Source organism: Streptomyces sp. NPDC006516, from assembly GCF_040611875.1.
GTDB lineage: Bacteria > Actinomycetota > Actinomycetes > Streptomycetales > Streptomycetaceae > Streptomyces.
The window spans coordinates 298,479-323,363 of the sequence record NZ_JBEXPD010000006.1 but is presented as its reverse complement, the minus strand read 5'-3'; the positions used below and the strand labels follow the sequence as shown (position 1 = coordinate 323,363).

Here is a 24,885-nt window from a genome sequence, read left to right as displayed (position 1 = left end):
CGTACGCGCCGGCCCACCTCACCCAGGCGGATGGAGAGGTTGTTGAGCGACGTAGCGAGGGCGGGCAGGTAGGCGTCCGGGTTGACCTCAGCCAGGGTGCGGTAATGGCCGACGGCCTCCTCGACGGCCGCCAGACCTTCCGCCCGCCGGCCCACCTCACCCAGGCGGATGGAGAGGTTGTTGAGCGACGTAGCGAGGGCGGGCAGGTAGGCGTCCGGGTTGACCTCAGCCAGGGTGCGGCAGTGGCCGGTGAGGGTGTGGGTGAGGTGGGCCGCAGAGGCGGCGAGGCGGTGGCTAGAGCGGGGGAAATGACCGTAGAGAGTGTCGAGAGTGTCGAGCGGGGTCGCGGGGTCGGTGGCGAGGGTGTCGAGGGCAGTGGTGAGAGGGGCCGGGTGGTCCGTGCGGGTGGCGGTGGTGATGATGTGCGCGGCCAGCTTGCGATGATGGCGGATGCAGAGGTCGGTGAGCTGGGTGTCGAGGCGGCTCCGGAAGACGGGGTGGCGGCAGCGCGGCTGTAGACGGTGAGGAGCTGTTCGGTCTGGGTGTCGTCGGCGCCGTCGAGGAGTTGGTCGGCGAGACGGGGGTCGGCTTCGAGGGCGTGGCCGGTGTGGCGTTCGGCGAGTCGGTCGGGCTGCAGCGCACCCCACGGTGGTCCGCCGGGAGCGGCCAGGGTCGGGGGGTAGAGGGTGGTGAGCCAGGCGGTAACGGTGTTGCGGCGGTCGCGGGGCTGGTCGGCGAGTGCGGGCAGGCGTCGCCACAGCAGGTCGGCCTGGTCGCGGTCGGCAGCGCCTGCCAGGTGGGCGGCCGCGAGCGCGGTCTCCAAAGTGGTGATGCTGAGGACGGGAGGGGTGAGGCCGAGGATGGTGGCGCTGCCCTCCCAGTAGCGGCTCTCGTGCTCGAGGAGTCGGTCCTCGACGTCCTGCGCGTCCTCGTCCTCGTCGTCGGTGCGGCTCGTGGGGTCGGGTTGTGTGGTGTCGAGGAGGTCGGCGAGGGCGGTCATATGGAGGGTGAGCGCGTTCCCGTAAGCGCCCTCTCCGAGCCGCCGGGGTGGCTGCAGGTCCGCGGCAGCCGCGCTCCAGTCGCGGCCGGCCAGGCCGGGGACGGTCGGGAGCGCGAGCGCGAGGGCGAGGGCGGCATCGCGGTAGTGGCCGGCGCGCCGGTTGGGCTCGTCCTCCAGCGGGGTGAGACGGCGGGTGCGGGCGCGCCGTGACCAGCACCGGGCAACGAACCGCGAAGTGACAGCTTTGTCTATGGCGATGAATCGGCGGATGGTGTGAGTGGGCTGTACGGAGTATCCACCGTCGGTTGCCAGGGAGTCGTCGGAGTGCCGTCCGGGTCCATACCGTGTGGCCATCGCATGCGGAGCATCGATGCCCAGGCCGTGTGCTCGTATTCGCCAGAGGCTCCGCCGTAGTCGGCAACTTCCCGGGCCAGGATTGTCGCGTTCGCCCGGTCCCCGGCAGACTCCCGCATCACCGCCAGTTGGCTCAAAACGTCGGTGTCGCCGTGGTCGGCGGCCTGCCGGGCCAGGGTTTCCGCGCTTGCCCGGTCCCCGGCAGACTCCCGCATCAGCGCCAGCCGGCACAGGGCGATGGTGTCACCGCGGTCGGCGGCCTGCTGGCTCAGCGCTTCGGCGCCATCCCGGTCTCCGGCTTTCTCCCGCATCATCGCCAACTGACGCAAGGCATCGGTGTCGCCGTGGTCGGCGGCCTGCCGGGCCAGGGTTTCCGCGCTTGCCCGGTCCCCGGCAGACTCCCGCATCAGCGCCAGCCGGCACAGGGCGATGGCGTCACCGTAGACGAGGGTCTTCCGGGCCAGGGCTTCGGCACCGTCCCGGTCCCCGGCAAGTTCGTGTGTCACCGCCAGTTGGTGCAGGGCGTCGGTATCGCCGTGGTCGGCGGCCTGCTGAATCAACGCTTCGGCGCCGTCCCGGTCCCCGGCTTCCTCCCGCGTCTCGGCCAGTTGGCGCAGGGCGTCAGTGTCTCCGAGGCCAGCGGCTTGACGAAGCAGGGCTTCGGCACCATCCCAGTCCCCAGCGAGTTCGCGTGTCACCGCCAGTTGGCGCAGGGCGTCGGTATCGCCGTGGTCGGCGGCCTGCTGAATCAACGCTTCGGCGCCGTCCCGGTCCCCGGCTTCCTCCCGCATCTCGGCCAGTTGGCACAGGGCGTCGGTATCGCCGAGGCCGACGGCTTGACGAAGCAGGGCTTCGGCACCATCCCGGTCCCCGGCTTCCTCCCGCATCTCGGCCAGTTGGCACAGGGCGTCGGTATCGCCGAGGCCGACGGCTTGACGAAGCAGGGCTTCGGCGCCGTCCCCGTCCCCGGCTTCCTCCCGCATCCTCGCCAACTGGCGCGAGGCGTCGGTATCGCCGAGGCCGACGGCTTGACGAAGCAGGGCTTCGGCGCCGTCCCCGTCCCCAGCGAGTTCGCGTGTCACCGCCAGTTGGCGCAGGGCGTCGGTATCGCCGAGGCCAGCGGCCTCCTGGGCCAGGGCTTCAGCACCGTCCCGGTCCCCGGCTTCCTCCCGCATCTCGACCAGTTGGCGCATGACGTCTGTGTCGCCATGGCCAGCGGCCTGCCGGGCTAAGACTTCGGCGCCGTCCGGGTCCCCGGCCTCCGCACGCATCACCGCTAGGAAGGCCAGGGCCACAGGGCTTCCGTGGGCGGCGGCTTGGTGGCGCAAGTGGTGAGCCCACTGCAGCCGAAGGCGTTTCTCGGCTTCATCCGCGATGCGGTTCAGGTGATCGGGGTGAGCGAGATGGGTGAGGGCGGCATGCCAGAAAGACGCAGGTGGGCATAGGTGACGGCGGCTGGTGCGACCGTGTTGCTCGAGGTAGTCGGCGAGCCGGAACTGAGGTCCCTTCCCTGCCTCTGCACCCGTGGTGGCGGCGGAGGCAGGGGCGAGCGGACGTCGCACGGGGCGGGGGGAGGTCTGGCGTAAGGGAGCTTGTTTGCCGTGGACAGGCTTGGCGAGTTCGGCGTATGCCTGTTCTGCCCAACCGTCGGAGAGCTGGTCGTAGTCGCTCTGGCTGAGGTAGTCAGTGGCGGCATCAGTGAGGAAGGCCTGGGGAAGGTGCAAGCCGACGCCGAGGCGGCGCGCGTCCATCGCGGTCTGCAGCACAGCCTTGGCGGCTGGACCGGCATGCTGGTAGCGGTTAAGGAGCTCGGGAGCACCGGCCAGGTCCTGGGTGATCCGGCCGTCGGCGTGTGCACGGGTGAGGGCGTCGGCCAGCAGCCAGTCGCCATCCTTGGCGAGGGCCCTGGCCGCGGCCAGGGCCGGGGCGTCAAAGGCATCGGGTACTGCCAAGAGGTGGCCGGCGAGTAATTCTCGTACTCGACTGTGCAGATCCGGCTCGGCCGGTGTGGGCAGAGCCGTGTATTGGGTGGCGTACTCGGGCCAGAGCGTGCCCAGCACCAGCACGGGCCCGCGCTCCCGGCTGACCAGTAGACGGTGCACGGCTGCTGCGATCTGCTCACCTACTGCCCGGTCGCCGAGGTAATGCTGGGCCTCGTTCAGCCACACCACCGTGCGGGGCCCGACGCGGTGCAGCTGCTCCAACGCGGCCTGCGCTCTGGTCGGGTCGAAGGGATGCCACAACCGCCACCCCTGATCGGCTAGGGGTTGGACGGCCTCCCAGCAGGCCCGTGTCTTGCCCGTCGAGGAGGCGCCCACCAGCACCATGATCCGACTGCGGCCGGCCATGGTGTCGTCGACTGTTTTGTCCAGCACCCGGTCATGCTCGCGACGCACATAGGCGGGCCAAGCCCGCTCTGCAGACAGGTCGGATCCTGCGGCGTTCGGGCCGGGTCCGGCCCGGTGGACCTCCAGGTCATGCGGCGCCCACTCTCCAATGGGGCGGCCCGGCCCTTCGGTCGTACTCATGCCCGCTTGCTGCACCGCGGTGCGCTGCAACGCCAGCATTTCTGCCTCGGGCAGCCGCAGCGCGCGTGACAGGGCCACCACCGTCTCCGCGGACGGCACCGGCTTCTGGGAGAGAGCGCCTCCGAGACGGTGGTCCGTCCCAGACCCGCCCGCCGGGCCAGCTGGGTCTGGTTCAACCGGGCCCGGGCCAGCCCGTCGGCCAGTCTCTCACGCAGTTTGGATAGTTGCGGGCTGTGGCCGGTCTGCTCGTCCATGCACCTTCCCCGAGGCCCAGATGTGTTCGCCGGTGTCCATTCTCGTCCCGGCGAACACCGGCGAACACCGGTTCCATGACCTTCGACCACGTCAGCACTTCACCACTTCCCGGGAGTCCTCGTGGCCGTCGTCCTTCTGTCCATCGCGCTGGTGATCGTCGTCGCACTGCTGGCCGCCGCTGGCGCGGGCAAACTCGCCCGCATGGAGGGGGCCACGTACCCCACCGCGCTCACCCGAGCCGCTGTCGCCTTCACAGCGGTCCTCACTCTCGCCGCGACCGTGACCGCGGCCCTCGCAGCACTGCTCGTCTGAATCGCCAGACGGATGTTGTCCTACTCGTACGGAGCACGTACAGCTCCAGGCCAGCACGCGGCGTCCCTGCGATTCGCGGAGAACGGTCCGTTCACCACGGCGCACGCAGTGGATGCGATGGACTGGAAAGACGTGGACTGGCCATTTGCCCACGCCGCCGCGATCGCCTGGCACGCGGCAAAGGCGGGCGAGCCGCTGACGCTCCTGTCGCTGGAACCCGAGCCGTACGCAGGGACCGACATCATTCCGCTAATCCCCATCTGACGCGTCGGCCTCGCACGCAGGGGGCGTTTCCCGCAGAGGAAGCGGCTTCAGCACCTTTGGTCGATGCGCGGCGTGCAGGTGCGCCCGGTTCGTGCCGGGCCGCATCGCGCGGCGGACCATCCGGGCGCCAGCAGCTTGCCCGCCCCGGGCTGCCCCAGGACGTAGACGGCGCGCGGCTCGTTCCGGGTGACGATGCAGTTGAGGAGGACGGGACGATCAGCTCGTCGAAGACCCACCAGTGCTCCGCGGTGTAAGAGCCGGTGGTAGTCGACGCCCGGGGCGCACCGTCGGAGCTGGGTGATGCGGCGGACTGACGGCGAGCGCGGCGTCCCGCCGCCCGTCCCGTACGACGGCCGGGCGCTCGTCCTCGCCCGGCACGTCGCGGTGCACGCGCACCTCGGCAAGGGCTATCTCCTGCTGGAACACGGTCGTCTCCCGGGCCGTCCAGGCGCGCGAGCGGCCTCGGGCGACCGCCTTGTCGGCGGCGGGCCGGCGCCGCCACGCGCCGTCGACGAGCTCGTTGTCGTACAGCACCGTGCCGTCGCGGGTCACCACGGTGATGCGGTCGGCGAGCTGCTCGGCGTCGATCACCGCGAGCGTCGTGAGCATGTTCTTCGCGCACGAGTCGTGGTTCGCCCAGGTCACGAACCGTCCGCCCGTGCCGACGGAGGTCTCGGTGAGGAAGCGGTCGATGATGCCCAGCTGGCTTAACGCCCCGGGCGTCGCGAGCGCGACTGCCTCGATCCGGTGCTGGGAGCGGCAGGACGCCTCCGACGACGCACGGAAGTCGTCCGGGTTGGCGCGGGCGGATTCGACGACCGTGTCCTGGCCGTGGTTCCGGACGTACTCCTCGACGGCTGCCTGCCAGGAGCTGGTGTCCGGCCGGACCTTCGAGCCGGCGGTCCGGATGTCGACGGCCAGCGCTGCGGCGTAGTGGCTGTGGGCGGCCTGCCGCCGCCAAACACCACGACCGGGCGGGCCTGGGGCACGGCGCTCACGGCGGCTGCAGGCAGGATCACAGCACGGCCCGGCTCTCGCGGGCCGGAAGCACGGCGTAGTCGTCCACGTCGTCCACAGAGCCTCCAGTGCTTCCCGGTCTGGATCGTCCCGGGAGACCACAGCACAATGAGTAATCCATGTGAAATTCAATGTGAAATCCGACGCTCAATTGAGGTATGTGGTGTTGTGGAGGTGAGCTCTGTGCCCACTGAGGACGAGCTGTTTAGCGCCGTCGATGCGCTGCTGGAAGAGGTCGCTCAGGACGATCTCCCGACACCCGAGGAGCGCAAGCGTCTGCGCGAGGCCGCCGGGCTGAGCCAGGAACAGATCGCCAAGGCCTTGAAGAGCCGGCGGGAGACCATCGGGAACTGGGAGTCAGGCGAGACCGAGCCGCGGCCACCGAAGCGCGCCGCCTACGCCCGGCTGCTCGAGGGCCTCGCCGCCCGCTTCCCCGCTCCGGCCGCCGACGCGCCCGCCACTGCCCCGCCGCCGACGGTGCCCGAGGCGTTCACCGGCCCCGCGACCGTTCCCGCCCCGGCGGCCAAAGCGCCGGCCCCGGCTGCTGCCGTACGCCCGCCGCGTCGTCGCGGCGCCCGGGTGCGAAGAAGGCTGAGGCGAAGAAGACCACGGCGACCGCCGAAGCCGACCCGCGCTTCGAGAACGGGCCGCTCGCGGTCATCGACTGCGAGGACGGGCAGGTGTCGGCGTACTGCGTCGGCGGCCTGGTCCTGGACGTGCCCGCCAAGACGATCCCGGCGCTGGTCGACTGGACGCTGACCAAGGCCCGGCTCGGGCAGGCCCGGCTGCACCGCAACGGCCGCGACGCCGACCCGATCCTCGTCCTCACCGCGTCCGCGCTGGCGCGCTTCGGCCTGCCGGTCGCCTTGTCGGAGGAGGAGCGGCACGCGGGCCGCATCCCGGCCGGCCACAAGGTGGTCAAGCAGATCGAACGGGCCGGGCTCAAGATGAGCCAGCGGGGCTTCGGCCCGTGGGCCCGGGTCTACCGCGACCCCGAGGGCTCCAAGCGTCGCTGCGTCCAGCTGTGCATCCTGCCCTGGAACGCCCTGGACGCCCGGGAGTGGGACAAGAAGGACAACCCGCAGCTGTCGACGATGCACCCGGCCGAACTCGTCCAGTACCTCGGTCTGTACGCGGCCCGGGTCATCACCCCACGCGGCTCCACCGCGACGACCGGCCTGGAGCTGATGACCGCGCTGCGCCCGCCCACCCGCGCCCAGAAGGACGAGGCCACCGGGGAGTTCAAGCCGCGTTCAACGATGACGCGATCACCGCCACTACGACGTCGTGCCGTGCGAGGTCCCGGACGAGCACCCGATCCTGAAGGACGCGGGGTTCGCCCGCCACCACATCCGTACTCCTGCAGAGATGCTGATGGAGGAGCCCTACGACTGGTGCCGGCCGCTGACCGATGAGGAGTGCGCCAACCCGTACCTGGTCGTCGTCGACGTCAACATGTCGTTCGCCGCGGCCGCGAACGGGCTCACGGTCGGACTGAACGGGCCGACCCACCTGACTGGCAACCCTCAGTTCGATCCGGCGCTGCCCGGCTCGTGGCTGGTCGACCTCTCCCACGTCGACCTGTCCCGCGTGCGGGTCAACGGCCGTACGGTCGACGGCTCCCGGCTGCCGTCCCCGTTCACGCCGAAGGGCGACTACCCCGAGGGGCCGGCCTGGTACGCCACGCCCACCGTGCGGTACGCGGTGGAGCTCGGCTTCGACGTCGCGCCGATCGAGGCGTATGTGCGAACCCAGACCGGCTGCTACCTCGACTCCTGGTACAAGCGGCTGCGCGACGCGTACGTGGAGACGATGGCCGACATGGGCGTCACCACCGACCTCCAGGGCGAGGAGTTCCTCGAGGCGATGGCGCGGCGCAAGGAGGTCGACCCGACGATGGCGCTGCTGGAGACCGCGATCAAGGCGACGGCGAAGGGCGCGATCGGGAAGCTGCGCCAGCGCTCCCGGGGGCAGGTGCCGTACTACGAGCCGTACCCTGCGCTGGACCGATGGACGTGGCGCCCGGACATCCGGGCCGCCGTGCTGGCAAACCAGCGGACCGGCCTGCACCGCAAGCTGATGAAGACGGCGGCCGCCGACCTGTACCCGGTCGCGATCGGCACCGACGCGATCGTCTACCCCTCTTCCGGGCCGTCGCCGCTGGACGTCCTGCCGCTCACGCCCGAGGGCAAGCCGGCGCCGGGCACGTTCCGGCTCGGGGTCTCGCCGGGGATGGTGAAGCACCAGGGGACGCAAACCGTGCTGTGGGCGGAGCAGCAGTTCGAGGAGCGCGGCGGCGTCTTCAACATCTCCAACCTGATCAAGACCGACCAGAAGGCCGGAGAAGGGGAGTAGGCCGTGGTGGACTCGCTCGGGGACAGCCTGGACCGCGCCCTGGAGGGGGCGTTCACCCGCCGCATCCCGCAGAGCGCCCAGGCGCAGATGAAATACCTCGTCAAGCAGCTCAAGGGCACCAAGGCCGCCGCCCAGGCGCTCGGGATCTCCCAGCGCACCGTGGAGCGGTACGTCTCGGGCAAGCTCAAGCGGCCCCGCCAAGACCTGCGCGGCCGCCTGGAGCGCGAGGTGAAGAAGAGGTGGCAGCCGCAGATCCGCGCGAAGGCGCGGAAGCAGGCAGCGTCCACGGGCGGGCTGGTCGTCTCCACCCGGGCCCGCTTCGGCTTCAAGGCCGCCGGCGGTACGACCGACGACGCCCGCATCCGGGACATCAGCCAGGCCCTGCCGCCCGAGTACGCCGACAAGCTGTTCACCGCACGGGAGCAGGGCAAGACCGAGGACCAGCTCCGGCAGATCGCGGCCGACGGTCTGGCCCGGATGTACTTCCGCGCCAACAACAGCAGAGCGCCCGGCCTAGGAGTGGAGTTCACCGACGTGGAGCGGCTCGACATCGAGCTGTAGGCCAGCTTCCATACGCGCGCAGCGTCCCCGGCATTGGAGCTGTCGGGGGCGTGGCGCTTCGCATCCGGCCCCCGCGGTGCTCGAAGTCCAGCTCGAACGGCTGGCCCAGCACGTCCGCGATCCGCACGAAGACCAGCGCGACGACATCGTCGGGCAGACGGAGGGTGTCGATGCCGGGGTGGTGTGCCTCGATGTCCGCCCAGAACACGCCGGCCAGTTCGCGTACCAGTCCTCGGAAGGTGCCGTAGTCGATCCCGGGCCGGCGTTCTTCGAGGTAGCGGACGAGCAGGTTGCGGACCTGCGTGGACTGGATGTTGTAGGCGTCGACCAGCTCGGCCGTTGGCCGCTGCCCGTGCCGCAGCGCGTCCTTGAGGGTGTCCTTCGAGTCGATGACACCGGCGCCCCGCAGCAGGTCCCAGGCGCTGTGGGTGCCCACGTATGCCTCACCGGTCTCCCGTCGTCCGACGGGCGTAGTCGGCGAGGTTGGAGAGGAGTTCGCGGGCGCCGGGGGTGGTGAGGACGATGTCTTGGACGCGGGGGTGGTGGCCGTCGAGGTCGAGGATGGCCCGGGCGGCGGCGGGGTCACGGAGCCGGTCGCGGACGTCTTCGACCCGGCCGGCGGCGGGCGGGATGGGCTGGCCGTCCGGTCCGGTGGGCAGGTGCAGGTAGCCGAATGAGATCAGGCGGATGGGGTGAACAGTCACGAAGTCTCCTCAGGTTGAAGCACGGGATGGAGCGGCCCGGGGCGTTTCGGTCACCTCTTCGGGCGGGAGCGTGCGACGTACCGCATGCGGCTGCCGTGGCCCTCGATGCGCAGCGCTTGCGGCTCGTCGGCAGCCAGTTGCCGGAGCGTCGCGTAGATCCACTCGTTGGTGCGCTGGAGAGTCAGACGGTGCGTGTCGAGAGCGGACACCCGCAGCTCTACGTCCTCGCCCTGTCGGCGTGTGCCGCTGACCCAGCGGCACATGAGTGCGTGCGCGGCGGCATCGTCCGGTCGGGCAGGAATGTCGCGGGGCAGGGCGCGGCAGGTAGCGGCGTGGTCGTTCGCAGCGGTCGCGGCGGCGGAGAGGTCGAACCGGCAGGCGTAGGAGTGCCGTACGGAGGAGGTGTCGATTTAGTGGCAGCCCAGGCAGACGACCGTGTGGCGGTTCATGGCGATCATGTCGTCGGTGGTCTCGTCGGTGGTCTCGTCGGTGCTGTAGACGAGGACGACGGCCGTAGCGAGGTTGTAGTAGCGCTGGGCGATGGTGACACCCTCGGGCTGCCAGGTCTCGCCGATCGTCGGCCACGGTTGCGGCTCGGGCTCAGCGACGGCGGGGCGGCGGGTGAAGAGAGCGAACGCCATGATGGATGCTCCTTGGTGGCGTGCGAGGCCGGGCAGCAGCTGCTGCCACGGGGTAGTGCTGATGCCCGGGGGTCAGGCGGCCAGGTCGTGGCCGGCCAGGGGTGCGGTGTAGTTGGCCGGGTCGGCCGGGGTGCCGTCCCAGCACTCCAGGCAGCAGCCCAGGGCGCGCAACGGCAGTGTGTAGACGTACCTGCGTCGGCAGGTCGGGCAGGTCTGCCTGGCTGCCATCGCACGGTCGAGCGCCCATTCCTGAGCGAGCCTCGGGGTGCGCTTCGGCTTCGCCAGGTCGGCGCGGAGGAGGTATCCGCGGGTGGGGTGGGTGCACGACCATTGCGGCCGGTACAGGCACCCTTTGCAGTGCAGGACCGCGACCGGGCCGTCATTGTCACCAGGGCTGAGGGACAGGTCCCTCAGCTGTCGCCGGGTGAGCAGCCCTTCGGGGACGGCGCTCCGGTCGTACTCGGGTAACAGGGCCTCGCTGCGCGGTATGCGGATCACCTCGCGGCGGCGCCGGCTCTTCCGGGGGCGGGGCATCACCCGCTCCACGGGGCGGGGAGCCGGCCGGGCCGGTGCGGGTAGCGAAGGCCGGGGCGCTGCGGGCGGGGCCGGCCAATCCGGCGGCGCGGGCATGACGAAAGCACGTGTGTCCTCCAACGGATGGTGGGCAGTGCTACGCCCCGCCACGGTGTCCGTGGCGGGGCGCGGGGTGTGTCAGGTGGCCAGGCCGGTCCTCGACAACTGTGTCAGCTGTCGAGGACCGGGCAGGCCAACAGGTCAAAGGGAAGCGACGCTCTCTGTCGCTTCAGCGACGCTCGGGCGGGCACTATAGGGCGCCTGCCCGGGCATGTGTTCACGGGCTGCCGAAGTTGAATTCCTCTCCGGTCTTCGCGTCGTAGGCGAGGCCGGTGACCGGGGAGAGTCGAAGCTCACGGGATTCTGCCCGCGAGCCCTTCGTCCATGTGGCACCGCCGATCGCAGCCCGGACCGTCACGTCTGCACGGTGATCCTTCACCGGCAAAACGATTGGAAGTTCCAGACGGGATCGCAATGGATCCACCTTCCCGAGAAATTCGGCAACTGGCGAGGTGTCTACAACCGGCTGCGGATGTGGGCGATCGACGGCACCTGGGGGCGGGTGTTCACTGCGCTGATCGCGCAGGCCGACGCCGACAGCGATCTCACCTGGGCAGTCTCGGTCGACTCGACCATCGTGCGCGCTCACCAACATGCGGCCGGAGCCCGCAAAAAAGTGCCCCGGCCGGCGAACCGACAGACCATGCCATCGGCCGGTCCCGCAGCGGGCTGACCACAAAGATCCATCTGGCCTCCGACACTCAGTGCCGGCCCTTGGCCTTCGTGCTCACCGCCGGACAAGCTGGTGACGCACCTGCCTTCGCTCACGTCATGGCTGGTCTTCGCGTTCCTCGACGCCGAGGACGGCCACGCACCAGGCCAGACGTGGTCCTGGCCGATGAGGCGTACTCCTCCCGCGCGATCCGCGAGCACCTGCGCAAACGTAGGATCCGGGCGGTCATCCCCATCCCAGCCGACCAACGCGGCCACCGTCTGCGACGAGGAAGGCGGGGTGGCAGACCACCAGCCTTCGACCGCGAGACATACAAGCAGCGCAACACCATCGAACGCTGCATCAACCGCCTCATGCAATGGCGCGGCCTGGCCACCCGCTACAGCCACGGTCTACCGCGCCGGCCTCCTCATCGCGGGCATCTTCCTCTGGTCCGCCCGCTGAAGAACAGCCGACTCAAGAGCGGAGATATTCTCCCTGCGGATCGAAGCAGACGAGACCATGCTCGCGTGCCAGTTCAGCGGCGTACTCGGACACTTCCTCGGCCTTGCCGTAAGACATGAGCAGGTACACGATCGGTCCCGATGCCTCTTCGATGACCGGTGTCGACGCCCACACGACGTTGTGGTCGACGTCATCGGGGTACTGCGCGACGAGAGCTTCGATGTACGCCACGATGCGCGGCGCCGGAGGCACGACGACATCGTCCGACTCCAGGTAGCGTTCGTAGAGCTCGTCATACATCGAGCCCGCTTGGCGGTTGTCGAATGGACGGTCGCCGTCCCACACAGCAAGGTCAAGACGCATCGTTGCAGGCAGCAGTTCTGCCAACGCGAGCAGGTCTGCACTCGGATCTCCCCTCATGATCCGTAAGAGAGCTCCTAGTAGTGCTTCGTTACCTTGGGTGATCTTGCCTGGTGGTGGGCACTCTTTGGGTGTGAAACTGGGGGATGTCGAGCGACTCCCGGGTGAGTTGGCGGAGTTCGTGGGTGATGTGTTCGGGTCGTTGCCGCGGCGGGATCAGCGGCGGTGGGGTGCGTGTTATCTGCGCGGTCTGATGCTGGACGGCCGACGTAAGTCGATCCAGCCGATGGCCGAGCGGTTGCCGGACGGGAACATGCAGGCTCTGCAGCAGTTCGTGAATCAGTCGCCGTGGGATCCGTTGCCGGTGCGGCGGCGGATCGCCCGGCGGTTGTCCAAGGTGATCACACCGCAGGTGTGGGTGATCGACGATGTGTCGTTTCCCAAGTGCGGCCGCGCCTCTGCCGGGGTGGCCCGCCAATACTGCGGAGCCCTGGGGAAGCGGGCGAACTGCCAGGTCGCGGTCAGTGTCCATGCCGCTACCGACACCGCGTCGTGTCCGTTGGACTGGCAGTTGTATCTGCCCCGGGAGTGGACGGACGAGCCGGACCGCTGCCGCCGGGCAGGCGTCCCTGACGGCATCGTCCGTCAGGAGAAATGGCGGCTCGCGCTCGGGCTGCTGGACAACGTGACCGAGTGGGGGCTGAAGGCCCCCATCGTGGTCGCGGATGCGGGTTACGGCGTCAGCACCCCCTTCCGCCACGGCCTTCAGGAGCGGGGCCTGGCCTACGTCCTGGCACTGACCGGGAAGGAAGTCGCCCACGAGCTGGACATCGAGCCCCACCAGCCGGATTACGGAGGACTGGGCCCGCCGACGCTTGCCCGATACCGGACGGCACCGCGGGCGCTCACCGTCCACGCAGCCACGGCCGCTGCCGCCGGCCACTTTGCCGAGGTGGCCCGGCGGCAGGGCAGTAGAGGCACGATGACCTCAAGGTTCGCGGTCCTGGCTCTTCGGACGGCGGGCAAGCAGTCCCTGGCCGCAGCCCAGACCGCAGGCGGCGGGCGCAACCACTGGGACGGTGTCCTGCCCGCTTCCACCGTGCTGGTCGAATGGCCCGCGGACCAGGACGCCCCGACCGGCTACTGGATATCGAACCTGCCGCGAGACACCCCGGTCGCTGACCTGGTGCGTTGGGCGAAGATGCGCTGGCGCATCGAACACGACTACCGCGAACTCAAGCACGGTCTGGGACTGGACCACTTCGAGGGACGCACCTGGCGCGGCTGGCACCACCACGTCACCCTCGTCACCGCCGCCCAAGCCTTTCTCACCCTCAGGCGGCTCGACCCAAAAGCCCACACGCCGGCCTGACCCTCTACCAGGTCCTGGACCTCCTCCAGGGCCTGCTGAAGGGCTGGACCGGCACATGCACCACCTGCAAGCGACCCCTGCCCCGCAACCGAACCAGACACAGAACCTAACGAAGCATGACTAGGCCGCCGCCCACTACGCAGCAACCTGGGCACCTCCGACGGTACGGAACCGTTGGCCAGTCCACTCGTTGGTTCTCCGTGCCTACTTCGCTCCTTCCGGCTCCGCTTCCCTGTCCGCGCGGGCTGCTGCTGCGCCCTCTGTTGTGGGGGCATGTCCTGTCCGCTGCCGGGGTGCAGAGTCTGGGTCTCCGGCAGGACTACACCCACGCGGCACGGTGTATGGCTCGCCGCGACACCGCGGCGGATGTCGCCGTCCGAAGCCTGCTGCCGGCGGAGCACCAGCCTCACGCCATCGCAACCTTCGTCTTTGGGACCTACACGGACGATTCTGCCGACCGCGGCCCCACCGCCGACCACCGCCGGGCCTCCCTCGCCTGCTGGACTCAGAGAACGCTCACCGCACTGCAGACGCAGCAGTCCGCGTCACCGCTTCTGCGTGCCTTGCTCCACACCCTCCCTCGCGCGACGTAGACCCCCAGGCCGTCGTCGCTGTTCTGGTCGGAATGAGCCGCCACCAGCGCACGGCAGGTTTCCGGAGCGAGGCCGAGTATCAGCAGTTCGTCTCCGACGTCACTCTGCCCGGCACGCTGCTCACCTGGGCACCTATCGACGCAGAAGCACTCCAGAAGAATCCGGGGGCTTGGCGGAGTCTGGGCGACGCGATCCAGCGCCTGGACTTCCTGGACGACCTGCCCCAAGACCTCGCGGACGGTCGGCCGATGCTGATCCACGAGGACCTGGCAGCATATGGCATCGACTACGCATGCCTGGGCGACGCGTCTGGCACCAACGCCTTGCGTGCCTTCGTCCAGCACACCTGCAGCCGGATCAGTACCTCGCTACATGACACCCGCGGCATCATCCCCAGCACCCGCCGCTTCCCCAAAGCCATACTGATCTCCCTCATGGCCCGGACCCGTTCCGTCAGCCGTAAGGGAGCCGCGCTTACCCGCTCCAACTCCGGGTTCGGGTCGGGTTCCGTTCTGCGCGGGCTCCTTGCAGCCCGAACCTGACCAGGCGCCGAGGCCGTATCAGGTACAGCTCCGCGCTCTTCCTTCCCAGCGCTGGGAAGTGAGCTGCCCCGAGTTCCGTAGAGTCCGGTGATCTTGTTTCAGGCGGACTCAACGGAACTCGGGACAGCTCAACGTTCAGGTTCGGTGTCGCTCTTGAAGATGAGGGCGATGTTGTGTCCTCCGAAACCGAAGGAGGTGCTCAGGGCGCTGATTGGACCTGGCGCAAGGGGACGGGGAGCCTGTTTGACGATATCCAGCGCCATGGCCGCATCGACAGCGTTCAGGTTTATGGTTGGCGGGGCGAGTCTGTCAACGAGGGCCAAGACGGTGAAGACTGCTTCGAGCGCGCCGGCTGCGCCGAGGAGATGCCCGGTCATCGATTTGGTTGCGGAGATGGCGATCTTCTGGGAATGGTCGCCGAATGCCTTTGTGTAGGCGAGCGCTTCAGCCAAGTCGCCGGCTGGCGTTGAGGTTGCGTGTGCGTTGGCGTGGGCGATGTCGTGAGGGGCCAGATTGCCTCGGGACAGGGCGAGTTCAATGGATCGTGCCGATTGGATGGCGTGCGGGGCAGGCAGTGCGACGTGGTAGCTGTCGGTGGTGAGCGCTCCGGCGGTAAAGGTGCAGTAGCCCGGGGCGCCTCGGGCTCGGGCGGACTGCTCGGACTCAAGGATGAGAGCCGCAGCACCCTCGCCGATGACGAATCCGTCACGGTTCACGTCGAAGGGGCGGGAAGCCTTAGTGGGATGTTCGTTGTTCCTGGACAAGGCGCGCATGGCTGCGAAGCCTGCGATGGTAAGCGGCATGATGGGTGCTTCCGCGGCGACGGCGACCACGATGTCTGCCTCGTCGGCTCGGATGAGCTGGCTCGCGCGGAGTATGGCTTCGGCACCTGAAGCACAGGCGCTTGCGACGCTGAGGGCTCCGGCCTGCGCGCCGATCTCGATGCTGATGTGCGCCGCAGGTCCGCTGGGAATGAGCATGGTCACGGCGTGAGGGCTGATCCCGCGTGGGCCGACGGTGCGTAGCGTTTCCTGCTGGTCCAGTGTGGTGCTCAGGCCTCCGATCCCGACACCGGCGACTACCGCCACGCGCCGTGGATCGTGCGCTCGGCGGTTGGTGGCGTCTTCCAGTCCTGCGTTTCGCCAGGCTTCGCGAGTGGCGACGATGGCGAGTTGGCTGCATCGGTCCATGCGTCGGGCTTCCACACGGGACAGCGGCAGTTCGGTGGTCACTTGTGCAGCTATTCGTACCTGCAGATCGTCCGCCCATGGTTGGTCAAGCGCGCGTACGCCGGAGTGGCCGGTGAGGGCGGCTCGCCAGGTCGTTTCGACGTCGGAACCAAGCGGAGTGATGGCTCCTAGGCCGGTGATCAGGATCCGAGTGCTAGCCAGGGGGGCCGTCATGCAGGGCTCGCCGATGTCGTCCTGTGAGCGAGGGAAGCGAAGAGGTGTTTTTGGCACCTGGCGTGTTCTTGTAGCCTCGCGAGGGTGGAGGCGAGCCATTCGCGTACGCGTTCGGTTTGGCCGTCCAGGTGCGGCGGGTCGAAGAAACCCCAGTGTCGGAGCCGGGGTTGTATTACGGCGTCGAGGTGCACGGCTTCCTCCTTCTGCTGAGTGCTTCGGGCCGTTATGGCAGTTGCACGACCTGTGCAGCGAATGTGATTCCCGCTCCGTAGCCGAGGAGGAGGGCGAGTTTCCCGGACAGGTCGGGTCGGGTGTGCAGGAGCGTGTCCATGGCCATCGGGATGGAGGCTGCTGCGGTGTTGCCGCTGCGGGTGATGTCGCGAGCCACAGTCACGTGCGGCGGCAGGTCCAAAGCCACACTCAGCGCGGTGATGATGCGGTCATTGGACTGGTGCGGGATAAAGGCCGCGAGGTCACGGACGTCAACCCCGGCTCTCTGCAGCGCTGTCGCGGCGACGTCGGGGAGATGGTCGATGACCCACCGGTACACCTGTGGCCCGTGCATCTGGAGCATGGCGGGTCCGCCGTCATCCTGGGTCGGGTCGGGGCGGGTGATCAGGTGCCGGAATGCTGGGTCGCTGCCCCAGGCAGGAGCCCCTATGCCGGGCTCTGGCGCGCCGTGGAGAAGTACCGCTCCCGCGCCGTCGGCGAAGACGGGTGCGGTGGCGCGGTCGTCGTCGGCGATGATGTCTCTCATCCGCTCGGAGCCGACTACAAGGACCGTGTTGTAGGTGTGCCCTTGGATGAGGCAGCGGGCGAGTTCCAGTGCTACGCAGAATCCTGCGCAGGCGGCATTCACGTCCAGGGCGGCACGGGGCGGTTGCGGCAGGAGATCCGCGATCGACCGGGCCAGGGAAGCGTCGGGGTCTTGGTGCGTCATGGACGCGGCTATCAGGCAGTCCACGGTATCGGCGCCTGGGCCTGCCCGTCGCGTTGCTGCGTTGGCGGCCTGCGCCCCCATGTACGCGAGTGTTTCTTCGTCACCGGCGACTCCTCGTGTGCGGATCCCGGTGCGCCGATGAACCCAGGTTTCGTTCACTTCCAGGTGGGCTACCACTGCTTCGTTGGTCAGGACGCGAGAGGGCCGGTAGGAACCTACTGACAGAAGCCGCGCATAGGTGGAGGCACTGCTCATGGGCTTGTCTGTGTGATCACGGGGAGGGAGTTGATGGTGCGGTCGAGCAGAAGCCCACGCCAGGTGGTCTGTTTATGGGGGTTGATGAGCTGTAGATCCGGCAGCCGCTCGAACAGGGTCTGGAGCCCGATTTTGATCTCCAGACGAGCGAGGTGGACGCCGATGCAGTAATGCGGGCCGCGTCCGAAGGTCAGGTGCGCGGGTTTGGCTGGTCGGTCGGGAATGAGTTCGTCGGGGGCGGGGAAGGCTGCGGGGTCGCGGTTGGCCGACGCGAGCAGGATCAGGACCAGTGAACCTGCCGGGATCGTCGTCGGTCCCACAGGGACGTCATGCGGTGCGAAGCGCCAGGAGGCGAACTGGATAGGGGGATGAAGCCGAAGGGTTTCGTCGATCAGGGACGCGGCGCCCTCGGCCGAGCCGAGCAGGGGACGCAGCACGGCGTGGGTGCACATGAGCGTCGCGGCCGCGTGTCCTAGTCCGGTTGCCGTGGTGGAGATTCCGGCAGCGAAGAGGACCATGAGGGTGGAAGCCGCTTCGCGTCGGCTCAGGTCACCGCGGGCGACCGCCTTTTGCAGGCCGTTGATCACGGTCCGGGGATCGGTTGCTGGGTGGGCGGTCAAGTCGCGCACCAGGTCGACGAGGTCGCTGTAGGCGCGGCGCATGGGCGCGGTGGCAGGGTTTTCGCGGCTGGACAGTTGCCGGCTGAGGCGGCCGATCACGGGCATGGTGTCGTCGGGGACACCGATGATGCGTCCGATGACCAGTTCGGGGAGGGGCTGGGCATAGGTACTCATCAGATCGACCCGCTCCTGCGACGCCACCTTCTCTGAGAGCGTGGCTGCGATCTGCCTGACCTCTGCCTCGTGTCCGGCCGAGGCTTGTGCCGTGAAATAGGGAGCCACGGCGGAGCGGAGACGGGCGTGTTCGGCTCCGTCGCTGTTGAGCACATGACGGCCCTCAACGGCCAGGACGTCTTCGGCGTACCGCTGGCCGGCGAAGCCATGCCCAGGGTCCTGCAGACTGCGCATGTCTTTGACGAAGCGCGGGTCCGTCAGGGCCTTGCGGCCCTCCTGGTAGCGGGTGATGACCCAGACCCGCAGCCCTTCGGGCAGGTCGACCGGCACCACGGCGCCGTGCTTCCTCAGTGCGCGGAGGGCAGCTTCGGCTTGGGCATCCAGATCCGCGAGCTCAAGTCGTATGGACTCGGGGCCGCTCATAAGGTGCCCTCCTGCGCGTTGGCGGTGCGCCGGATGAGGGCGCACAGGTCGTCGCCGGTGCGGACATCGAAGAGTTCCTCTTCGTCAAGTTGGATGTTCCACTGCCTCTCACAGGTAACAACTGTCTGGACCAGGTGCAGGGAATCCATTCCCGGCAGAGCAGTCAGCCGCTGGGTCATGTCCACCTCAGTGGACGGGCGTTGCAGGACTTCTGCGAGGAGGGTGCGTACGCTTTCGCTGACCTGTTCCGCGGTTGGGGGCGGACCGGGGGTGGGGGGAGTGGGCATGGCTGATGGGCCTCCTGGCTCGGGGGTTTGCTGAACCGGTCTGCTAGCAAGGGGACCGTGTCAGCGCTCGGGAGAGTCTTCGGCTTGGGCAGGCGGGGCGAGCACTTCGCGTACGCGGGAGCGCTGCCATTTGCCGCTGGTGGTTTTCGGGAGGGTGCGCGGAGCGACCAGATACACGCGGACGGCGGACAGGCCCAGCTCCGTTGTTACCGTGCCCTCGATGGTGCGCAGGAGTTGTTCATGCTGCGCAGTGCCTGGTCGGGCGGTGGATTCGGCGACCAGGACTATGTGTTCTGTATCCGGGTCCGCAATGGCTACGACGCGCTGGCGGTATATGCCCGACAGGTCCCGCACAAGCTCTTCGACGTCGTCGGGGAAGTAGTTGCGCCCCTGGACCACGATCATGTCCTTGAGCCGGCCTGCCACAAAGAGTTCTCCGTGGTGAAAGAAGCCCAGGTCGCCTGTGTGTAGCCAGCCGTGCTTCAGGACTGTCTCTGTGGCCTCTGGTTGGTGCAGGTATCCAGGGGTCACGGGGATGCCCTGGATGCAGATCTCTCCCAGATGGCCCTGGCCGAGGCCGGTAATGCCATCCGGTGCGGTGATTCTGACCTTGATGTCGGTGATGGGAGTGCCGGCACCGACCAGGGCCAAGCCGCTGCCCGGGTGGTCCACGAAGGACACCTGCTGCCCCGGAATGAGCGTGTCCCGGTCCACGTACACACGCCGGGGCGTCGCGCCTGGCTGCGGCAGGCAGACCGCCAGTACCGCCTCCGCCAGGCCGTACGAGGGGTACATCGTTCCCGCGGAAACTCCCAGCGGACCGAATGCCGCCAGAAAGGCGTCCACAGTGCGCGCCTGCACCATTTCGCCGCCGTTGAACGCCACTCGCCACTGCGAGAGTCCATCGGATGCCGTGAGGGCAGGTGACACCCCATCCGAGAGGGCTGCGATCTTGTCGTAGGCGAAGTTGGGACTGGTGGTCACCGTTCCGCCGTGACGGGCAATGTGCTTGACGATTTCGGCTGGTTTGCGGATGAAGGCCATCGGGCTGAACAGATGGGCGTCGGCGTGCGCGTGCAGGGAGCAGAGCAGGGAAACGAGTCCCATGTCGTGGAACAGCGGTATCCACTGGACGAGCACATCTCGGGAGTTCCCCCTAATCCGCTCATTGATCGCGCTCACCCCGGCGAGAAGACCCCGGTGGGTATGCATCACGCCCCGGGGCCAGCTGGTACTTCCCGAGGTGAACTGCACCAACGCCAGGTCCTGTGGCCTGGGCGGCGCTCCGCCCGCAGTCGGTTGAACGGCCTTCGTACCCGTCCCCGCCGCGTCGGCCAGCTTGGCGGAAGCGTCCACAAGGCAAAGTTCCGGATGGGCCTTGGCGAGGTGCTCCCCGATCGCCCGCCCGGTACCGTGCACCACCAGATGCCGCATGCAAGCGGTATCCACCATGGGCGCCAGGTGACGTGCGGCGGCAGCCGGATCCAGGACTACCGGGGGCAGGGGCAGGATGCTCACTGCGGCGCCCGCGCAAGTAACTGAGAAGAAGGCGGGCAGGAACTCCGGCGTCGTGGGCATGAGCAGGCCCACGACGTCCCCGCGCCGTACCCCCTTTTCGAGCAGCTTCCGGGCGAGCCTCTCGGCCTGCAGCGGAAGAACTCTGTGCGGCAGCACCGTGTCCTGCTCCGGGAACACCACCTTGGCGGCACTGGTGTGAAGGGAGTCGAGCAGCGTGCTGAGAGTTGCCGAAGTGCCATCCCTGTTCATGACGTCGCCACGCCCTTCTGATGTAGTTCTGCGTCCGTGAGCGGGGATACCGCCTGCACTACCAGGCAGGTGGCCGTGAAGCCGCTTCCCACACTCACCAGAAGCGCGTATTGGCCCGCCTCCAGGGCATCCTCCCGCAGCAGGTGATCGAGATTGGCCGTCATGTCGCCGGCGAAAAGGTGACCGGTCCGCGCAGTGAGGCGCAGTTGCTCCGCCTTGAGCGCCTCAGGCAGCAGGCCGGTCATCAGAACGTCCAAGAGCCACGGCGCCAGACGTGGCAGCATCACTATTCGCAGCCGCGCATCATCGGTGTCCAACCCGGCATCAGCCAGCGCTCCCTGCAGGGCATCGCGGACGCAGCGGCGCAGGAGAAACGATCCGCTGCCAGCTTTGGCAGGTGCAGCCGACGCTGATAGCGGGGGGGCGAGCAGCGGATTGACCGTGGGAAAATCGGCCTCGTGGTCGCAGTGGCCACTCGATGCGATGGATCTCACCGCGAGGCGCCCCCGGGTTCGCGACAGCAGCAACGCCGTAGCTGCGTCGCCCATGAACGCGCCCTCCCCTTCGGCCCACCGCCCTGGCGCATCCGGCCCGAGCGCATCCCCTGTCAGTACGAGCGCTGCCCGGAGCGACGCTTCCGCCGTCATCTGCGCAGCTGCGATCTGCACCCCCATGGCACCGCCGTTCGACAGCTGACGTACGCCGATGGCCACAGCACGCCTCGCCCCGGCTTTGCGTGCGAGACGTGGGGCAAGTTTCCAGTCGGTGTCGGCGTCGAGTACCCACGCACAGACCACGAGCCCGACGTCCTGTGCCGCACGGGGACTCGCGAGGACATCATGGGCGGCAGCCAGCGCCATCGACTCCCTGCATTGCGCATGATCAGCAACGGAAACCTCTGTCACACCTGACAGTTCCTCGGCCTGTTCCAAGGGCAGGCCCCCCAGTCGGACGGCCTGGCGGACCGTCTGACGGCGAATGGGCAGAACGACGCTTGTAGCTTCGACGAACACCTCGTCGTGTATTCGCAAAGCGCGCTCCCTTCGCAGCGACTCGATACCCTCTGTGTGCCCACTGCCAGGCGCCTGCAAAGGGGCGTGCGAAATCACCAAAGCCAGTGCGAGGTACACCGGCGCTCGTCAAAGTGCGGGCCAGCGCCAAGCGGGCGCCCAATCATGCCGCTGAGTCGCTTGTAAGTGAGGGATGGTGTGAAAGTGGCTGGGCAGTGGACAGCAGTGAAATCATCTGCCGGATGATGGACGCACCGGAAAAGCCCAGCCGTGCAGGCGCTGTAGATGCCGTAATCGTGCGGTGACTGTCACCCCGGTGCTCGGCCAGCCGCTTTCGGGCGTCCGGGCCGCGCTCCTCCTATGCGCCGGAGCGCACGGCGTGTTCAACACCATCCGAGCGCCTCTGTGCTTCCAATTCCCGGATACATCTTCTCCGACTCAAAAGCCCGGGTCCAAAGGTTCTCCTCGAATCTATTCTCCACGTGACCTGGGCCTTCGTGCTCCTGTGTGGTCGCTCGGCCTTCCGTGCGGGGGCAGCCCAAGCCGCACAGGCCCGGTTGACGCTTCCGGATCCGAGCGTTCCTATGAAGGAGTCGCGCGCCGCTCGGCTCAGTTCCCGCAGCACGGCGCGTGCATACCGAGTGCTCGCGCAGGCGCTGCACCCTGCTTCTGCGTGCGTCCCTCTGAGAACACCGATCCCGGCAAGGAGAACCACGTGGGTAAACGCGACAACCCCATCGACCGGCTCGCCGATATGGTCGAGGGCTTCGACAAGACCCTGGTCCGAGGACTGCGCAACAAGAAGGGCAAGGGCTCTACCAAGCGCCAACGCCGAAACGAACGGCAGATCGCCGAACTGAGCACCCAGGTCACAGCACTGACCCACATAGTGGCCGCGCTCACCGGTAACGCCGGCCAGAAGAACCCTCTGCAAACGAGCGGCGAGTAGGTGGCCTGCCTCTTGCCCCGGCAGGCCGCGCCTGATGGCTGACGGACGCGGGCGCCGGGCGACCGGCATCGTCGTGCGGGCCGCCTCGCAAGAGGTCATGCACACCCTGCGGCTCGCACGGCAGCCTCCCGGCGCTGACGCCTTGGGACGCGCTCGCCGAGTGAGGCGAACGCTGGAAGAACTCGGCCCCTTCTACATCAAAGTCGGCCAGATCCTGGCCACGCGCCCAGACTTCGTTCCCGACCACGTTCGCAGCGAACTCGGCCTGCTCAACGACGACGCGACCGCACAACCCTTCAGCGCCTTCTCCCCCGTTCTGGAGCAGGAACTAGGGCCCGCCTGGCGCGAGCGATTCTCCTCGGTACGCACCGAGCGGCCTCTCGGATCCGCTTCGCTGGCCCAGGTCTACCGCGCAACCCTTGCCGACGGCACACCCTGCGTCATCAAGGTGCAGCGGCCCGGCGCCGACCGGGCCGTACTGGGCGACATGCGCGCTCTGCGCAAAGCAGTGAGCGTCGTCACACGCTTCACGCCGCACTTCAACGAAGTCATCGGTACCGACGCCATGATGGAGGTCCTGTTCGACGCCATGCGCGACGAGCTCGACTTCACCCGGGAAGCCTCCAACATGAAGGCTGCCCGCAAACTTGCCCAGGACTATCGGCGCATCAGCGTCCCCAAAGTGCTGCATGCCGCTCCCCGGGTGCTCGTGCAGAGCCTTGCCGACGGCGTCGCCATCAACCATGTCAAGGACGATGCGCTCACCGTCAAGCAGCGCAAGCAGATAGCCCGTCAGCTCATGGAGTTCATGTTCCGTTCCTACTTCGTCACCGGCCGCTTTCACGCCGACCCGCACCCCGGCAACATCCTCATCAGCCAGGACGGCACCGCCCATGTCATCGACTGGGGCATGGTGGGCCGCCTCGACCGCAGCACGCGGATGGCCATGCTGGGGGTTCTGATCGGCATGATGTGCAACGACGCAGAAGCCGTCGCCCGCCAGTGGATCCACATGGGAGCCGCCACCCCGTGGAGCAACATCACCGGCTTCGTCCAAGATCTCTCCCGCAAGGTGCCTCTATGGTCCAACGCCACCCTCGATGAGCTCCACTACGGCGTGGCCCTCATGTCTGTGCTGCAGTACTCCAGTAAACGGGGCATCCAGGTCTCCCCCAGTGTCTCCGTCATTGGCAAATCCCTGGCCAACATCGAAGGCTCCGTGCGCTGCTTGTACCCCCAGCTGAAACTCATCAAGAGCCTCAGCAGCACCCTCAACGGCATCATGCACGACCTGCTGCGGGAGGAAGTCGCACCCGAGCGGCTTGCCCAGCATCTCTTGGACCTCCTCGTCTTCACCAACAAAAGCGCCGGCCACCTGGAAGCACTCCTCCGAGACCTTGCATCTCGCCAGTTCACCGTGCAGGCACGCACCAACCTCGGGGACCCAATCACCGCAGGCCGCTCACACCGCTGACGGGGCGCGGTGCAACGATGCTCGTGACGATGACGCAGCCCGCTGAGGCAGCCGAACGGACGGGTTCTTGATCGGGAGGAGCTGAGTTGCGTCCCCACGGGGGGGGCTGATCATGCCCAGACTTCCGTGCAACCGGCGGTTGTTCTACCACTCGAGCCATGAGGCGGTGGCGTACTGGACGTCCGAGACTGTTCTCCAGGGCCCGTCGTGAAAGACCTTGGTGCGTATGCACTCAGCCTTGTAGAGGCCGTTGATCGTCTCCGCGAGCGCGTTGTCATACGCGCCCCCGACGCTGCCGATCGAGGGGCGGATGCCCTCGATGCTCAGGTGCTCGGTGAAGCGCACACCGCGTTGGCGGTGAAGGCAAGTCGGCGGACCGCGTTCTCGCCCAGTGCGTCGGTCACAGTTCGGGCCGCGGCCACATTGGTCGGGCCTGCTGGGGCACACCAGGCCCGCAAGGTTCGTGCCCCGATCTTCAGCCCTGTCTGTCTCAGAGCGGTGAGGATCGACTCGACGGCATACCCGGTGGCCCGCATCTGATCGGCGAACGCCACGATCAGCGGTTTCGGGGGTCGAGCTCCCCGGCGAAGAGAATCGTCGCGGACTTCAGTACCTCGTTGACCTCGCGCAGGCGCTTGTTCTCCGCCCGAAGCCGACGCAGATACTCCCCGCACGGACTCCCGGGAGACGCCGAGGGATTCGGTGGCCTGGATGTGCAGTGCACGCTCGGAGGAGAACTCCACTCGATGCTCGGTCACCAGCCTCACGGCCTGGCTGCGAAGGGCTGTGTCAATCTTCTTGGGCACGAGACCCATCCTCTCTAATGGCTCACAACGGAGCGGCAGAGACGTTGGATCCGCCACCCAAATCCGGCTACCGTGCTCTCCGCGTGAGCGGAGGCGCGCCACCAGATGAGCGAGTTGGTCCTGTTGCCGCAGCCGCACTCCAGGCAGTCACGCATGTCGCCTGACCTCC

24 protein-coding genes and 3 pseudogenes are annotated in these 24,885 nt (G+C 67.9%); 11 read left to right on the top strand and 16 right to left on the bottom strand.

The window, feature by feature from the left end; translation table 11 throughout:
* The first annotated feature begins 308 nt into the window (after positions 1-308).
* The gene (locus ABZY45_RS19790; protein ID WP_356741564.1) at positions 309-518 is read left to right on the top strand and encodes a hypothetical protein; all 210 of its coding nucleotides are present in this window, start codon (positions 309-311) and stop codon (positions 516-518) included.
* Positions 519-892: 374 nt separating this feature from the next.
* Entirely contained in the window at positions 893-1,210 is a 318-nt protein-coding gene (locus tag ABZY45_RS19785; RefSeq protein ID WP_356741563.1) for a hypothetical protein, read from the top strand.
* Positions 1,211-1,248: 38 nt separating this feature from the next.
* Here the strand turns inward: ABZY45_RS19785 and ABZY45_RS19780 are convergent, their stop codons facing one another.
* Positions 1,249-3,960 carry a hypothetical protein gene (locus ABZY45_RS19780; RefSeq protein WP_356741561.1) on the bottom strand — a complete coding sequence of 904 codons (2,712 nt, stop codon included), beginning with the start codon at positions 3,958-3,960 and terminating at the stop codon, positions 1,249-1,251.
* Positions 3,961-4,257: 297 nt separating this feature from the next.
* Here ABZY45_RS19780 and ABZY45_RS19775 point away from each other — a divergent pair, with 297 nt between their 5' ends.
* The gene (locus ABZY45_RS19775; RefSeq protein ID WP_356741559.1) at positions 4,258-4,449 is read left to right on the top strand and encodes a hypothetical protein; all 192 of its coding nucleotides are present in this window, start codon (positions 4,258-4,260) and stop codon (positions 4,447-4,449) included.
* Between the two features lie 108 nt (positions 4,450-4,557).
* A complete protein-coding gene (locus tag ABZY45_RS19770; RefSeq protein WP_356741558.1) occupies positions 4,558-4,713 on the top strand; it encodes a hypothetical protein in 156 nt (51 codons plus the stop codon).
* Positions 4,714-4,929: 216 nt separating this feature from the next.
* Here the strand turns inward: ABZY45_RS19770 and ABZY45_RS19765 are convergent, their stop codons facing one another.
* A complete protein-coding gene (locus ABZY45_RS19765; protein ID WP_356741556.1) occupies positions 4,930-5,832 on the bottom strand; it encodes a zeta toxin family protein in 903 nt (300 codons plus the stop codon).
* An 81-nt stretch (positions 5,833-5,913) separates the two neighbouring features.
* Here ABZY45_RS19765 and ABZY45_RS19760 point away from each other — a divergent pair.
* Positions 5,914-8,085 (top strand): annotated as a pseudogene (locus ABZY45_RS19760) (helix-turn-helix transcriptional regulator).
* Between the two features lie 3 nt (positions 8,086-8,088).
* A complete protein-coding gene (locus tag ABZY45_RS19755) occupies positions 8,089-8,646 on the top strand; it encodes an XRE family transcriptional regulator (protein WP_356741554.1) in 558 nt (185 codons plus the stop codon).
* Here ABZY45_RS19755 and ABZY45_RS19750 read toward each other — a convergent pair.
* The 6 genes from ABZY45_RS19750 to ABZY45_RS19725 all read right to left on the bottom strand — a co-directional run bounded on the left by ABZY45_RS19750 (position 8,612) and on the right by ABZY45_RS19725 (position 10,982).
* On the bottom strand, positions 8,612-9,082 hold the full coding sequence (locus tag ABZY45_RS19750) for a hypothetical protein (protein WP_356741553.1): 471 nt from the start codon (positions 9,080-9,082) through the stop codon (positions 8,612-8,614). The genes ABZY45_RS19755 and ABZY45_RS19750 overlap by 35 nt on opposite strands.
* Before the next feature lie 7 nt (positions 9,083-9,089).
* Positions 9,090-9,350, bottom strand: coding sequence for a hypothetical protein (locus tag ABZY45_RS19745; RefSeq protein WP_356741551.1), 261 nt, complete (start codon positions 9,348-9,350; stop codon positions 9,090-9,092).
* 50 nt (positions 9,351-9,400) lie between these two features.
* Positions 9,401-9,559 carry a hypothetical protein gene (locus ABZY45_RS19740; protein ID WP_356741550.1) on the bottom strand — a complete coding sequence of 53 codons (159 nt, stop codon included), beginning with the start codon at positions 9,557-9,559 and terminating at the stop codon, positions 9,401-9,403.
* 201 nt (positions 9,560-9,760) lie between these two features.
* On the bottom strand, positions 9,761-9,991 hold the full coding sequence (locus tag ABZY45_RS19735; RefSeq protein WP_356741548.1) for a hypothetical protein: 231 nt from the start codon (positions 9,989-9,991) through the stop codon (positions 9,761-9,763).
* Between the two features lie 72 nt (positions 9,992-10,063).
* Positions 10,064-10,525, bottom strand: coding sequence for an RRQRL motif-containing zinc-binding protein (locus ABZY45_RS19730; RefSeq protein ID WP_356741547.1), 462 nt, complete (start codon positions 10,523-10,525; stop codon positions 10,064-10,066).
* A 316-nt stretch (positions 10,526-10,841) separates the two neighbouring features.
* Positions 10,842-10,982: a hypothetical protein gene (locus tag ABZY45_RS19725; protein ID WP_356741546.1), complete on the bottom strand. Its 141-nt coding sequence runs from the start codon at positions 10,980-10,982 to the stop codon at positions 10,842-10,844.
* Between the two features lie 9 nt (positions 10,983-10,991).
* Between ABZY45_RS19725 and ABZY45_RS19720 the strand changes: the two are divergent.
* Positions 10,992-11,677 (top strand): annotated as a pseudogene (locus tag ABZY45_RS19720) (IS5 family transposase); the annotation flags it as partial.
* A 76-nt stretch (positions 11,678-11,753) separates the two neighbouring features.
* Here the strand turns inward: ABZY45_RS19720 and ABZY45_RS19715 are convergent.
* On the bottom strand, positions 11,754-12,161 hold the full coding sequence (locus tag ABZY45_RS19715; protein ID WP_356741544.1) for a hypothetical protein: 408 nt from the start codon (positions 12,159-12,161) through the stop codon (positions 11,754-11,756).
* A 73-nt stretch (positions 12,162-12,234) separates the two neighbouring features.
* On the opposite strand from ABZY45_RS19715, the gene ABZY45_RS19710 reads away from it, so the two are divergent.
* A complete protein-coding gene (locus ABZY45_RS19710) occupies positions 12,235-13,473 on the top strand; it encodes an IS701 family transposase (RefSeq protein ID WP_356741543.1) in 1,239 nt (412 codons plus the stop codon).
* Between the two features lie 265 nt (positions 13,474-13,738).
* Entirely contained in the window at positions 13,739-14,608 is an 870-nt protein-coding gene (locus tag ABZY45_RS19705; protein ID WP_356741641.1) for a squalene/phytoene synthase family protein, read from the top strand.
* A 128-nt stretch (positions 14,609-14,736) separates the two neighbouring features.
* Here the strand turns inward: ABZY45_RS19705 and ABZY45_RS19700 are convergent, their stop codons facing one another.
* From ABZY45_RS19700 to ABZY45_RS19675, 6 genes are all read right to left on the bottom strand, one after another.
* On the bottom strand, positions 14,737-16,011 hold the full coding sequence (locus ABZY45_RS19700) for a beta-ketoacyl-[acyl-carrier-protein] synthase family protein (protein ID WP_356741541.1): 1,275 nt from the start codon (positions 16,009-16,011) through the stop codon (positions 14,737-14,739).
* 223 nt (positions 16,012-16,234) lie between these two features.
* Positions 16,235-17,206: a beta-ketoacyl-ACP synthase 3 gene (locus ABZY45_RS19695; RefSeq protein WP_356741539.1), complete on the bottom strand. Its 972-nt coding sequence runs from the start codon at positions 17,204-17,206 to the stop codon at positions 16,235-16,237.
* Positions 17,203-18,423 carry a cytochrome P450 gene (locus ABZY45_RS19690; protein ID WP_356741537.1) on the bottom strand — a complete coding sequence of 407 codons (1,221 nt, stop codon included), beginning with the start codon at positions 18,421-18,423 and terminating at the stop codon, positions 17,203-17,205. The genes ABZY45_RS19695 and ABZY45_RS19690 overlap by 4 nt, the downstream gene beginning before the upstream one ends.
* Entirely contained in the window at positions 18,420-18,710 is a 291-nt protein-coding gene (locus tag ABZY45_RS19685; RefSeq protein ID WP_356741535.1) for an acyl carrier protein, read from the bottom strand. The genes ABZY45_RS19690 and ABZY45_RS19685 overlap by 4 nt, the downstream gene beginning before the upstream one ends.
* Before the next feature lie 60 nt (positions 18,711-18,770).
* Positions 18,771-20,477 carry an AMP-binding protein gene (locus ABZY45_RS19680; protein WP_356741533.1) on the bottom strand — a complete coding sequence of 569 codons (1,707 nt, stop codon included), beginning with the start codon at positions 20,475-20,477 and terminating at the stop codon, positions 18,771-18,773.
* Positions 20,474-21,508: a 3-oxoacyl-[acyl-carrier-protein] synthase III C-terminal domain-containing protein gene (locus ABZY45_RS19675; protein ID WP_356741531.1), complete on the bottom strand. Its 1,035-nt coding sequence runs from the start codon at positions 21,506-21,508 to the stop codon at positions 20,474-20,476. Before ABZY45_RS19675 ends, ABZY45_RS19680 begins: the two co-directional genes overlap by 4 nt.
* 694 nt (positions 21,509-22,202) lie before the next feature.
* On the opposite strand from ABZY45_RS19675, the gene ABZY45_RS19670 reads away from it, so the two are divergent.
* Positions 22,203-22,436, top strand: coding sequence for a hypothetical protein (locus tag ABZY45_RS19670; RefSeq protein WP_356741530.1), 234 nt, complete (start codon positions 22,203-22,205; stop codon positions 22,434-22,436).
* A 34-nt stretch (positions 22,437-22,470) separates the two neighbouring features.
* Positions 22,471-23,910 carry an AarF/UbiB family protein gene (locus ABZY45_RS19665; protein ID WP_356741528.1) on the top strand — a complete coding sequence of 480 codons (1,440 nt, stop codon included), beginning with the start codon at positions 22,471-22,473 and terminating at the stop codon, positions 23,908-23,910.
* Positions 23,911-24,057: 147 nt separating this feature from the next.
* On the opposite strand, the pseudogene ABZY45_RS19660 reads toward ABZY45_RS19665, so the two are convergent.
* Positions 24,058-24,255, bottom strand: a pseudogene (locus tag ABZY45_RS19660) (integrase core domain-containing protein); the annotation flags it as partial.
* Between the last annotated feature and the right edge of the window lie 630 nt (positions 24,256-24,885).